Below are 11,838 nucleotides of genomic sequence, written 5' to 3'. Positions count from 1 at the left end.
CATGCCCGAACTCCTCCTGTGCCCACGCTTCCGCCGACGAGGCCACCTCTGCATCCAACATCTCCCTCGCTAAATGTCGTCAGAGGGGGGGAATGTACCGATCGGAGATGGGACCAATGCTCAGGGCCGTGCCTGGTCCGGGTCGAGGGGCGGACAGCCCCCGCGGGGTCCGGGGCAGCGCCCCGGCGCGGCGCGCCTACTTGCCGATCCAGGCCATTCCGTCTGGCGCTTGACCGGCGGAGATGCGCCGCACCACCGACATGGTCGCGAGGTCGACTTCGGCGACGTTGTCTTCGGTTGTCACGCCGATGCGTGCGTGTTTGCCGTCGGGCTCGATGAAGATGGCTTCGCAGCCTTGGCCCATGGGGAGGCTCTTGAGGGTCTGGTGGCTCGTGGGGTCGATGAAGAGGAGTTCGCCGTGCCAGGGATCGGTTGCCAGGAGGAGCTTGCCTTCGAGGGCGAATTTGACGCGGACGATGGGCTGGTTGGGCGTGGAGAAACGGTCGACGACCTTTTGCTGCGCGAGGTCTACGATGGCGATTTCGTTGCCTCCGCGGCATCCGACCCAGGCTTGGGTTCCTTCGGGGTTGACGTCGATCCCTTCGGGGTTTCGGCCGACGGGGAGGATCGTCTCTTTCCAGGATCCTGCGGCGAGGGGGTCGGGCTTCGTCAATTGGAGGATGGAGACGGTGCCGGAGCCGCGGTTCGTCGCGACCAGGGTTTTGCCGTCTTTTGTTGCGGCGAGCATGTGGGTTTGGTCTTGGCCGGTGCTCATCACCCAGGCCAAACGGTTTCTTACGGGGTCGTAGGCGCCGATGGCGCGGGCTCCTTCGGCGGTGAAGTAGAAGAGGCCGTTGCGCGCCAGGAGGCCGTGGGGGTTCCAGAGCGGTCCGAGGTCGACGCGATGGATCTCCTTGCGCTTTTCGACATCGAAGACCGAGAGGCTGTTGCTTGGTTTTTTGGAGCTGCCGGTGTTGCTGACGACGGCGTAGCGCCCGTCGGCGGAGACGGCCACCTCGTGGGGCTCTCGGCCGACGGGGACGTGGGCGGCGACTTTGCCGGAGGCGAGGTCCAGGAACGAGAGATTGCCTGGGAGGTTCCCGTTCGTCTTGATCTTGTTGACCACGAGCACGTCGGCCGGCGGGGGCGCGGCTGCGGCTTCGAGGTTGTTCCCCATGCGAATGTCGGCCGGTTGGGTCGCGGCGCACGCCACTGTCGACACGGAAAAGAGAAAACCTGCCAGGTGTCTTGGAATCGTTCGTCCTTGCATGGTCCGAGTCCTTTGCGTGTCGTTGGGCGTGGCGGCACCGGCATTTCCGGCCATGGGCGCGGGCGTGCGCAACGGGCACACGTATCCCGTGTGATTCGATTCTCGGCGCGCGAGGCTGTCCTCGAGCGCGCGTCGAGACCGTGGCGAAATGGGCGACGAGAAGGCGCTGCGCCGCCCGAGGTTGTCATGGCGCCGTGGCCAGGACGGACATCAACTACCATGGTAGTTGATGGAGAACAAGGAGAGCGCGGCGAAGCGAGCAACTTTTGGACGGACTCAGGCTAGACTCCCTCGCCATGTCCGGCGGCCTGATCTCCCACAACGACGGCCCTCCCGTCGCGCGTTGCGTCCGTTGCAGCGCCGTGGCGGCTGGTCCCTGCGCCCGTTGCCACGCGCCCGTCTGCGGCGACTGCTGCGTCCTCACCGAGGGCGGCGCCCGGGTCTGGGCCATCTGCCTCGCCTGCGAAGACCGCGGCGGTCGCTCCCTGCGCCGCGGCTGGATCACCCTGCTCGGCTGGATCGCCGTCCCCATCGCCGGGCTCGCCGCGCTCGTCGCCCTGCTGGAGTGGTTCGCGCGGAAGTGAGCTGCGCCCCTCGATCAACGCCAAACGATTTCGCGTAACCTTTCGCCACCCCCGAACGTGCCTCCCCTGAGAGGTGCGAACCATGACGACGAACACGGCGGCTCGGGTGGTGGTGGTGGGTGGTGGGCTTGCGGGGCTCACGGCGGCGGCGTACGCGGCGCGGGCGGGCCGGCGGGTGACCGTGCTGGAGAAGGCGACGGAGCTCGGGGGGCGCGCGGCGACCCATGAGAAGAAGGGGTTCTCGCTGAACATCGGGCCGCACGCGCTCTACCGGGGCGGCGAGGCCGAGCACGTGCTCGCGGAGCTTGGCGTGGAGACGAAAGGAGGCCCGCCGGCGACGAGCAGCGGCGCCTACGCGCTTCAAGGGGGCCTTCTCCGGGCCCTGCCGACCGGGCCTGTGTCGCTCTTGACGTCGTCGCTCCTGCCGCTCGTCGGGAAGATCGAGGTCGCGCGCTTGCTCGCTCGCCTCGATTCGCTCGACGTCGCTTCGCTCGCGGGGACGAGCTTCGAGGCGTTCCTCAGGGCGAAGGTCCGTACGCCCGAGGCGCGGGACGTGATCCGCGCGCTCATTCGGCTCTCGACGTACACGCCGGATCTGGAGCGGCTCGCGGCGGACGCGGCCCTCGAACAGTTCAAGCTCGCGACGACGCGCGGCGTGATCTACCTGCACGACGGCTGGCGGACGCTGGTGCAGGGGCTCGCCGAGGTCGCGCGGGCCGCGGGGGCCGAGATCGTCGCGAGCGCGAAGGCCGTGTCCGTCATCCGGGAGGACGGGCGCGTGAAGGCGGTCCGGCTCGTGGACGGCGCGGAGATCCCTGCCGACGTGGTGATCCTGGCTGCGAGCCCGTCGTTCGCGTCGTCGCTCTTGCCCGACGTCCCGGCCCTCGCGGACTGGGCGGCGGCGGCGATTCCGGTCACGGCTGCGTGCCTCGACGTCGGGCTCTCGCGCTTGCCGCAGCCGCGGAACACGTTCGCGCTGGGGATCGATCAGCCTCTTTATTTTTCGGTGCACTCGGCGTCCGCGCGGCTCGCGCCCGAGGGCGGCGCGGTGATCCACGTGGCGCGGTATGGCGCGCCGAACGATCCGCGCGCGGGGGAGCGCGAGCTCGAAGAGGTGCTGGAGCTGCTGCAACCGGGCGCGAAGCACCTCGTGGTGGAGCGGCGGTACTTGCCCTCGATCACGGTGGCGCACGATTTCCCGCAGGCGGCGCGCGGGGGCGCGCGGGGCAGGCCCGGTCCTCTGGTGCCGGGCGCGCCGGGCGTGTTCGTGGCGGGCGACTGGGTGGGGCCCGTGGGCATGCTCGCGGACGTGAGCCTCGCGAGCGGGAGGGCCGCGGCGCAGGCAGCGACGCGGCGGGAGGCGAATGTGCTTGGCCAGGTGCGCGTGAAGGACTTGGATGCGAGGGTGTGACCGTGGTGATGGCGGACGGGGACGGGCTCGCGCGGGAGCACGGGCGGTATCTGTGGGGTCTCTGCTATCGGCTGACCGGGTCGGCGGCGGACGCGGATGATCTCGTGCAGGAGACGTTTCTGCGCGCGATCGAGCGGCCGCCCGTCCGGACGGAGGAGCCCGTGCGGCCATGGCTGACGCGCGTGGCGGTGAACCTCGGGATCGACCGGCTGCGCGCGCGGCGGCGGCGCGCGTACGACGGTCCGTGGCTGCCGTCGCCGGTCGAGACGGAGGGCGATTTCGCGCCGGAGATCGGGATCGAGCCGGTCGAGACGGAGGGGCGTTACGACCTTCTGGAGAGCGTGTCGATGGCGTTCCTCGTGGCGCTGGAGGCGCTGACGCCGCGGCAGCGGGCGATCGTGCTGCTCTGCGACGTGTTCGACTGGTCGGTGAAGGAGGCGGCCGACGCGCTCGGGATGACGGAAGCGGCCGTGAAGACGATGCACCACCGCGCGCGGCAGGCGCTCGCAGCCTACGAGTCGAGCCGGACGCGTCGCACGCCCGAGCTCGTGGAGAAGACACGCGCGGCGCTCGGGCGGTTTCTCCTGGCGCTGGGGAGCGCGGATGGAAAAGCGCTCGAATCGATCCTGGACGCCGAGGTGCGGCACCTGAGCGACGGCGGAGGCGAATTTTTCGCAGCACGTTTGCCGATCCTGGGGCGGGACCGGGTGGGGCGTTTGCTGGTGGGCCTCGCCAAGCGGCGCGGCGCGGGCGCGCAATTCGCATTGCGGATGGTGAACGGGATGCCCGCCGTGGTGCTGGAGCACGCGCCAGGCCGGAAGCTCGCGCCGCGATCGGTGCTGCAATGCGAGATCGGCGAGGACGGGGCGATCCGGGCGATTTATTGGGTGCTGGCGACGAAGAAGCTGACGGCGGTGGGGCCTATCATCCTCTGAAGGCGCGGAGCTGGGGCGTTGCCCCAGGCCCCACCCGGGGCTGTCCGCCCCGGGACCCGGACCAGGGCCAGCCCTGGACCTCTGGGCATCGACTGCGCGATGCGCAGTCGATGCGGGGAAATGGTTTGTACCTGTCCGCCCCCCTTTGCAGGGCCAGCCCTGGACCTTGGGTCGATGAACTGCGCTCCGCGCAGTTCATCGAACAGCCGGGGTCAAGACCACAGGCGACCCTGCCCACCAAGACCGCAGCGCTGACGTTTCAACCGGCAACGTGCCGCTGCGTGCGACAACGTTCGTGGTCTTGCCACCGGCCCGTGGGAAGAACTGCGCATTGCGCAGTTCTTCCACCTTCGGTCCAGGCCGTGCCTGGTCCGGGTCGAGGGGCGGACAGCCCCCGCGGGGTCCGGGGCAGCGCCCCGGCGCCACGCCCCTCGTCAGAACGCCGCTCCATTCGCGCGCGTGCCGGGTGAGCTCCCGGCGGCGACGAGTGCCGTGTGCAGGACGAAGGTTGCGCTTTCGGCGGCGTCGGGGCTGCGGTTCATCGAGACGCCGTCGACGGCGGCGAGGGATGCGGGGTAGCTGAAGGAGTCTTTTGTCGTGCCTGTGGCGTCGCGCAGGTAGACGGCGTCGCCGGCGTTTGCGAGGCCCAGGTTGCTCGTGGAGCTTCCGATTGCGTTGGGCGTGCCGGCGGGGATGGCGGAGGTGGCGCCGAAGATGACGAGGCTCTTGCCTGGGGCGAGCGTTGTGCCTGCGGCGAAGGTGTGCCGCACGGATGTCGTGTCCGAGATCGTCCAGCCGTCGAGGGGGGCGGGCAATCCGCCGATGTTCACGAGCTCCACGAATTCGCCGGTGACGCTGCTGCCGGGCTCGTTGGCGCAGATCTCGTTGATCACGACCTGCGCGGGCTTGGCGGCGGCCCAGGTGTAGCGGCTCAGGATCGGGAAATGGTCGCTCGTCGTCGAGGCGTAGCTCGGGATGAATGTGGAGACCTTGTAGGCTTCGACGGAGCCGGGGACGAGGGCCAGGGCGAGCTCGTTCGTCACGAGGTGGTGGTCCAGGGTTGCGCCGCCGCTCGATGTCGAGGAGATGTTCGCGTCTGTCAGGGCTTTCGTGGCGAAGTGGTAATCGGCTGTGTCGGCGAGGAAATTCGCGTAGGGCGTGGGGTTGCCCGAGATCGACCCGTCGAGGTCGTCGTTGAAATCGCCGACGACGAATACCTTTTGGGTTGGGTGGTTCGTGTCGAGGTAGGATTTCAGCGCGGTGGATGCGTCGAGCCGGCGCAGGTAGCTCGCGGAATCCGCGAGCGCTTTCATGTGGAGGACGATGACGATCACGTTGTCCGTCGTGCCGTTCAGCGTGACCGAGAGCTTCACTTCGAGCGGCGGCCGCCCGGCGAACTCGTAGTCGTAGGCGGTCAGGATGACGCGCGCGCTCTGCACCGTGGCGACCGAGGTTTTGTAGAGGAAGCCGAGCTTCTGCTCCGACGTGGTGTAATACGAGGAGCCGTTCGTCACGATCGGATCGTTCGACAAGAAGCCTGCGTACCCGGCGAGCTGCGATTTGAGCGTGTTCCACTGCGAGACGCTCACGATCTCTTGGACGCCCCAGAGATCCATGTCTGCGCCGCTGATCACGTCGTATGCGTTCTGCCGCTGGAGCGTGTCGTTCGTGGGCCCGCGGCTCGCATCACCGAACCACTCGAGGTTCCAGCCCGCCACGTCGAGCGTCGTTGCTGTCCCCTTCGCGGGGACTGTGTACGCAAAGCTCGCCGTGTCGACGAACGGCTCGTCCTCCTCGGGCGCGACGCACGCCGGCGCCGCGACGATTACCAGCGAAGAAACGAGAACGACGAGCGATGCAGGAGCGCTCGTGCTGGATCCGGACCTCGATCGACCGTGCGCATATTCCATGGTTTCCATGGTACGCGAGGAGCTTGAGCCGGGGCGAGGAAGTTCCGATCAGGGACGCGCCATCGCGTAGGAGCCGAGGATTTTGAGGTAGCCGGCGCGCGCTTCCAGCTCGATGAGCGCGCGGCGGACGGCGACGTCTTCCGCGTGACCCTCGACGTCGACGAAAAAGAGGTAATCCCAAAGACCTCGCCGCGAGGGGCGGGATTCGAGTTTCGTCATGCTCACGCCGTGCCGCGAGAAGGGGCGGAGCAGCGCGAGCATCGAGCCTGGGCGGTTCGGCGCTGACATGACGAGCGAGGTTTTGTCGTGGCCCGAGGGGGCGGCGCTCGTTTCGCCGATCACCAGGAAGCGCGTGGTGTTCGTCGGATCGTCCTCGACCCCCTCGGCGAGGATGGCGAGCGCGTGGATCGCCGCCGCGCGTTTGCCCGCGAGGGCCGCGGTCTCCGGCTCCCGCGCGGCGAGGCGCGCCGCCTCGGCGTTGCTGGAGACCGCGACGCGCTCGGCCAGCGGCAAGGTATGTTTCAAGAATCGCTGGCATTGCGCGAGGGATTGCGCGTGCCCGTAGACCCGCGTGATCCCATCGATCCGCCCCTCGCGCCGGAGCAGGTGCTGGCGGATGGGGAGCGCGACCTCGCCGGAGATGCGGAGCGGCGAGGCGACGAGCCGGTCGAGGGTATGGCCGATCGCGCCTTCGAGGGAGTTTTCCACGGGCACGACGCCGAAGGGGGCGGCGCGCGCCTGCACCCCGTCGAAGACGTCGTCGATCGAGGTGCAGAAGACGGGACGGGCGTCTTGCCCGAAATGGCGCGCGGCCGCCTCCTCGCTGAAGGTGCCCGAGGGGCCGAGGCAAGCGACCGAGATCCCCTCCACGACGCCCCGGGCTCCGATCAAGCGGCGTGAGGCTCGGTCGCCGCCGCCGCGCCCGCGCCGACCTCGCGGACGATACCTTCGTATGCGTGCCGCACGCTTTCCACGTAGCGCGCGAACCGCGGCAAGGCCGAGAGGTCCAGGGCTTGCGGGCCGTCGCAGAGCGCCTCGTCGGGCCGCGGGTGGAAATCGACGAGCACCATGGATGCGCCCGCGATGATCCCCTGCCCGACCACGTGAAAGATGTCCGGCAGGCCGTCGGGCGCGTTGTCCATGCGGCCCACGGCGTGCGAGGGATCGATGCACACGGGCAGGCGTGTCTGCCGGCGAAGGACGGGCACGTGCGAGAAGTCGACCAGGTTGCGATGGGGATCGCCGAGGTGCGTCTTCACGCCGCGCAGGCAAAACACGATGTTCGGGTTCCCTTCGCTCGCCACGTATTCGCAGGCGTTCAAGGACTCTTCGAGCGAGATGCCCATGCCGCGCTTGAAGAGGACCGGGAAGCGGCGCTGCTGGCCCACTTGCTTGAGGAGCTCGAAGTTCTGCGTGTTGCGCGTGCCGATCTGGAGCATCACGCCGGTCGGCTCGCCCGCCGCGGCGAGCGCCGTGTTGATCTCGTCGATGTGACGCGCGTCGGTGACCTCCATGGCGATCACCTTGACGCCGTGCTTGCCCGCGAGCTCGAAGACCCAGGGCAAACAGGTCTTGCCGAGGCCCTGGAAATCGTAGGGGCTCGTGCGCGGCTTGTACGCGCCCATGCGCGTTGTCCGGATCCCCGCCTTTTCGAGCGCGGCCATCATGTGGCCGACGTGCTCGCGCGTGTCGACGGCACAGAGGCCGGCGAAGACGTGGACACGTTTCTCGTCGAAATGGACGCCGTTGTACTCGAACCCGTGGGTCGCGGCGTCCGGGTGGTGCCGGCCGATGAGCCGGTATTTCCGGGACACGCGGACGACCTTGCGCACACCGGGCAGGCTTTCGAAGGGCTCCGTCGGCACGGCGCGCGTCGAGCCGATGAGGTGCACCTCGGTGATGGAGGTGGATTCCCCCCGGAAGACGAATTTCTGGACCGAGACCCCCGGATACCGCGCCGCGAGGCGGACGACCGCTTCGGCGCGCGATTCGGGCGCGTCGGGCTCGAGCGTGACGATCATGAAGTTCCCCCTATGCTCCGTGTGCTGTTGGATGCTGTGGCGGCCTCAGCCGGCCCGTGAAAAAGATCAATCTGCTCCGTCGATGGGTTCCTCGTGCTGGAGGCGCCTGGAGAATCGGAGAATGGCGTCGAAGATTTCGTGCACCGAGGCCGGATCGAGCCCGCGCTCGGCCGCCCAGCGCCTCCGCGCTTCGAAAAGCTCCGCCTCGCGCTCGGGATCCCGCACGGGGCGGCCGAGCTTTGCCTTTTCGCGCGCCGCGCGCCGCGCGAGCTGGGCCCTGCGGCCGAGGAGCTCCACGATTTCACGATCGAGGTCGTCGATGAGATCACGCGTCTCGCGCAAGGCCTGCGAGCGGGCCGTGGAGGGCAAGAGGACGAGCGAGGACGACGGCGGCGGAGCCATCCCGTCCGATCCGGAGAGGTTCTGATCGGCGGCGACGAGCGCTTCGACGAGCTTGCGGCGGGCCTCGGCGGCATAGGGATTTTCACGGTGGAGCGCGGCATAGAGGTGCCCCGCGTCCGAGCGGGCGGCCTCCACGGTCCGCGCGAGCGCTTGAAAGGACGGAGGCGCGTACGGGATGTCGAGGGGCACGGCCGCGTCGAGCATACCCTTGGCCACGAAGAATGCGAGCGCGTGCGTCCAGGCCATGTTGCGATCGTGCGTGGCCTCGTCCTCCAGGACGACCGTGCAGCCGATGCGCTCGTAAAGCGCGACGACCCGCTCGACGGCCGCCGGGTGCGTCGCATTCGGGCACACCACCGCGACGAGCGGGCGCTCGCCGCGCGAGAGGCTGATCGGGCCGAACAGGGGATGCGTGGCGACCCAGGGGATCGCGGCGCCGAAGGATTCGTTCATGGCCGCCGAGGGGCCGAGCTTGACGCTGCCGACGTCGACGACGATCTGCGAGGGCGCGAGCAGCGGCCGCATCGCCGCGAAGGCGCGGGGCATGGCGGTGACGGGGACGGCGACGATCACGAAATCGCGGTCTCGGACGAGCTCCGGGATCGACGCGACGCGCATTTCGTCCGGCACGGGGGAGCGAGGGTCGAAGGCCCGCACGTCGACGTCCGCGTCGCGGAGGAGCGAGGCCATGGCCGCGCCGAAGCGGCCGTATCCGAGCAAGGCGACGTTCGTCATGGCGCGTGGTGGGGGACTTCGCCCGCACGAAGCATAGCGGATGAACAGCCCCTTGGGAGAGCCGTCCCCGAAGAGAAAATACTTCCGTCGCGGACGCGCTCGGCCGCATCTTCTCCGAGGTTTCTCGATTGTGGATGAAAATGCCGTTCAGGGGGCGCGAGGCGGCTCGGACTTCGTCACGACGAAGGCTCGGAGCGCGGCGATCGCGTCGTCGCGCCGCGGCTCGATCCAGTACATCCGGAAGGGCGCGGCCGATCCGATACGCCGCGCGAGCCCCGCCGCGACATCATCACAGGCGCGGAGGGGCATTTTCGTAGAGGACGGCGCGGCGCCGGGATCCCGCGGATCGACTTGCTCGTGCTCGCGGTCGAATTCGCCCGCTCCATCGCGTCCCCACTCGGCTTCGCCGTAGGCGTCGAGCTCGATGGTGCCGACCGCGGACCGATCCTCCAGCGCTGCGAGGACGAGCTCGCGCATCCCGGGAATCGGGAGCAAGGCGGGATCGAGCAGATCATCACGCTCGCCGCGGCGGAAGCGGACGGCCCAGGGCGAGGTTTTGGGCGCGAACATCGCGCGGCCGGCCGCGACGATGGAAGGGCGCGTGGGGCGGAGGGCCAGGGGCGCGAGGAGCGTGCGGAGCGTGCCTGCCTTTGGAGGGACGGTCGCGGGATCGATCGCGCGGATCCACGAGGCATATTCGTCGAACGATCGTTCGTCGCCCGAGGCGCCCCGCGCCACGAAGAGCACGGCGAGGCATGATGCGAGTTCCTCTGCGGCGCTCGGGTCCTCGTGGTCCTTCCACGCTTTGCGCAAGGGGGCGGTCCCCTCGCGGAGCGGGCGCGCGGCGCCCTTCGGGTCCCATAATGCGAGGAGCAAGCCCATCTCGCACGAGGCCCGCAGGTGCGCGGGGGATTTCATTGCGGTGAGTTGCGTCATGCGCTGCGCGAGGAGCTCGGTGACCGAGGGACTCTTTCGGGAAACAAGGCCCGCGAAGCGAGGTTTGGGGGGCCCGTCCACGCGCACGAAGAGCGCGAGAAAATCGGAGGCGTCGGGGCGCTGGCGAGGCGCGTCCGTGGGCCCGACGATGCGCATGGCGGCCTGGACCCACCGCGCTGGCCCCGCGGTCTCGTCCGCGAGATCGCGGAACCAGCGCTCGTCCGCGGGGATCGATTTGTACGTTTCCGCAGCCTGCTTGAACCGTGCGGCCTTTTGGATCTTCGTCTCGTTCGGCGGCGCAGGCGCGAGCGGAAGATCCACGGCGAGCGTGTCGAGGGCGAGCTCCGCGACGTCGCGCACGGTGAGCAGCTCGATGCCGTGCGCCTCGTACCATATCGATCGCGTGGAGCGTTCGTCGTTCGCGAGCGCCTCCGCGAGCGGAAGGACCGCCGCCTCGCCTTCCGCGAGCAGGGCCTGCAAGATCGGGTCTTCGAGGACCTGGGCCTGCGCGCCAGACCGCCCGAATGCGGGCTCGTGCACCTCGCCGAGCGCGGCGACGAGCGCCGCCACTCGCGCCGCTGGATCCGTGGGCAAGGGCGAAGGCAATCCCTTCGGTGCCTTCCGCGCGGCACGTTTCTCCTGGTCCACGAGCAAGGGCCCCGGCGGCTCGGCGAGGGTGTTTACGGTTTGCTCGCTGGCCCCGAGCACGGCGGCGCGCGCGGAGAGCGCGGGCGAGAGCCGGCCAAGGCCACGCAAGCTCGCGAGCGCGAGCGCGTCGTCTCCGCGTACGTGGGCCCAGAACCCGCGGTCCCGCAGCCCATGCAAAAAATGTTCGGCGAGGCGCGCGAAAATGTCCCGCTCGCGCCCCGCGATTTCGGGGACGGTGTCGAGATCCCCGCCTTTGATCCAGCTCTCCCATACCGAACGCGCGAGCGTGTCCTGACCGAGCTGCACGAGGATCGCGGCGTGCATCGGCAGGATCTCTTCGAGCCGGTGGGAAGGGAGCTCCGGCCGGGGCGCGCGCGTCCGGATGCAAGGCATGTCCGGGAAATGCGCGGCCTGCTGGTCGCAGATGCGCTTGTCGTTCGCCCGGAGCGCCTCGATGTCGGCGTACAGGTCCGCCGCGGGGCCGACGGAGACGAGCGGATACACGAGTCCATTCCAGAGGACGCCGAAGCGCGGCTCGTGCTCCGGCCCCGGGAGCACGAAGCCTTTTGTCGCGACGACCTCACCAGGCCCTTCCGGCTGCGTCGTGAGCGTGATCGAGACCTCGTGATACGGCAGTCCCCGTGGATCGGCCACCCCGCTTCGAAACAGCGTCTCCACGGCGCGAACGAGGTCCTCGGGCAACCCCAGGCGCGGGCCGGGCTTGGTCGGTTTTCCCTGGGCCGGCGGCGCGGGCAAGATCGTATCGGCGAAGGGCCACGGCGGCGGCGGCGCTTCTTCGAGGGCCTCGCGTGGTGGCTCGGTGAGGCGCGGCGAAGGAACGCTCGCGGGGCCGCAGGCAGCGAGGGCCAGGAGGGCGAGGCGAAACGCGCGGCGACGCATCACGAAACGAACGCTACCGCGGGGTTCGAGCCGCAAGCAATCAGGTGCGCCCTGGATCCCGCTGGCGTCGCGGGATACCGTGCGCG

The 11,838-nt window shown here is 69.2% G+C and carries 9 protein-coding genes; 3 read left to right on the top strand and 6 right to left on the bottom strand.

What is annotated here, in order from left to right:
• Positions 1 to 196: 196 nt before the first annotated feature.
• On the bottom strand, positions 197 to 1,270 hold the full coding sequence (locus E8A74_RS44525) for a YncE family protein (protein ID WP_136935245.1): 1,074 nt from the start codon (positions 1,268 to 1,270) through the stop codon (positions 197 to 199).
• Positions 1,271 to 1,566: 296 nt separating this feature from the next.
• Between E8A74_RS44525 and E8A74_RS44520 the strand changes: the two genes are divergently transcribed.
• From E8A74_RS44520 to E8A74_RS44510, 3 genes are all read left to right on the top strand, one after another.
• Positions 1,567 to 1,854 carry a hypothetical protein gene (locus E8A74_RS44520; protein WP_136935244.1) on the top strand — a complete coding sequence of 96 codons (288 nt, stop codon included), beginning with the start codon at positions 1,567 to 1,569 and terminating at the stop codon, positions 1,852 to 1,854.
• 82 nt (positions 1,855 to 1,936) lie between these two features.
• Entirely contained in the window at positions 1,937 to 3,265 is a 1,329-nt protein-coding gene (locus tag E8A74_RS44515) for a phytoene desaturase family protein (RefSeq protein WP_136935243.1), read from the top strand.
• Complete coding sequence (locus tag E8A74_RS44510; protein ID WP_276568031.1) at positions 3,262 to 4,200, top strand: sigma-70 family RNA polymerase sigma factor; 939 nt, start codon at positions 3,262 to 3,264, stop codon at positions 4,198 to 4,200. The genes E8A74_RS44515 and E8A74_RS44510 overlap by 4 nt, the downstream gene beginning before the upstream one ends.
• 434 nt (positions 4,201 to 4,634) lie before the next feature.
• Here E8A74_RS44510 and E8A74_RS44505 read toward each other — a convergent pair whose 3' ends face one another.
• The 5 genes from E8A74_RS44505 to E8A74_RS44485 form a co-directional block, all read right to left on the bottom strand.
• Positions 4,635 to 6,110: a lamin tail domain-containing protein gene (locus E8A74_RS44505; RefSeq protein WP_170229859.1), complete on the bottom strand. Its 1,476-nt coding sequence runs from the start codon at positions 6,108 to 6,110 to the stop codon at positions 4,635 to 4,637.
• Positions 6,111 to 6,158: 48 nt separating this feature from the next.
• Entirely contained in the window at positions 6,159 to 7,001 is an 843-nt protein-coding gene (gene pheA, locus E8A74_RS44500) for a prephenate dehydratase (protein WP_170229858.1), read from the bottom strand.
• On the bottom strand, positions 6,998 to 8,131 hold the full coding sequence (locus E8A74_RS44495; protein WP_136935240.1) for a 3-deoxy-7-phosphoheptulonate synthase: 1,134 nt from the start codon (positions 8,129 to 8,131) through the stop codon (positions 6,998 to 7,000). The genes pheA and E8A74_RS44495 overlap by 4 nt, the downstream gene beginning before the upstream one ends.
• A 66-nt stretch (positions 8,132 to 8,197) precedes the next feature.
• Entirely contained in the window at positions 8,198 to 9,268 is a 1,071-nt protein-coding gene (locus E8A74_RS44490) for a prephenate dehydrogenase/arogenate dehydrogenase family protein (protein WP_136935239.1), read from the bottom strand.
• A gap of 147 nt (positions 9,269 to 9,415) precedes the next feature.
• Positions 9,416 to 11,755: a hypothetical protein gene (locus tag E8A74_RS44485; RefSeq protein WP_136935238.1), complete on the bottom strand. Its 2,340-nt coding sequence runs from the start codon at positions 11,753 to 11,755 to the stop codon at positions 9,416 to 9,418.
• Between the last annotated feature and the right edge of the window lie 83 nt (positions 11,756 to 11,838).

The organism is Polyangium fumosum (genome assembly GCF_005144585.1).
Classification (GTDB): Bacteria; Myxococcota_A; Polyangia; order Polyangiales; family Polyangiaceae; genus Polyangium; species Polyangium fumosum.
The sequence above is the reverse complement of the archived record's forward strand: the minus strand, read 5'-3'. Positions and strand labels throughout refer to the sequence as shown.

Excerpts from the sequence above, each read along its gene's own strand:
- E8A74_RS44495 (WP_136935240.1), bottom strand. The coding sequence starts at position 8,131 with ATGATCGTCACGCTCGAGCCCGACGCGCCCGAATCGCGCGCCGAAGCG.
- E8A74_RS44520 (WP_136935244.1), top strand. The coding sequence starts at position 1,567 with ATGTCCGGCGGCCTGATCTCCCACAACGACGGCCCTCCCGTCGCGCGT.
- E8A74_RS44490 (WP_136935239.1), bottom strand. The coding sequence starts at position 9,268 with ATGACGAACGTCGCCTTGCTCGGATACGGCCGCTTCGGCGCGGCCATG.
- E8A74_RS44505 (WP_170229859.1), bottom strand. The coding sequence starts at position 6,110 with ATGGAATATGCGCACGGTCGATCGAGGTCCGGATCCAGCACGAGCGCT.
- E8A74_RS44515 (WP_136935243.1), top strand. The coding sequence starts at position 1,937 with ATGACGACGAACACGGCGGCTCGGGTGGTGGTGGTGGGTGGTGGGCTT.
- E8A74_RS44525 (WP_136935245.1), bottom strand. The coding sequence starts at position 1,270 with ATGCAAGGACGAACGATTCCAAGACACCTGGCAGGTTTTCTCTTTTCC.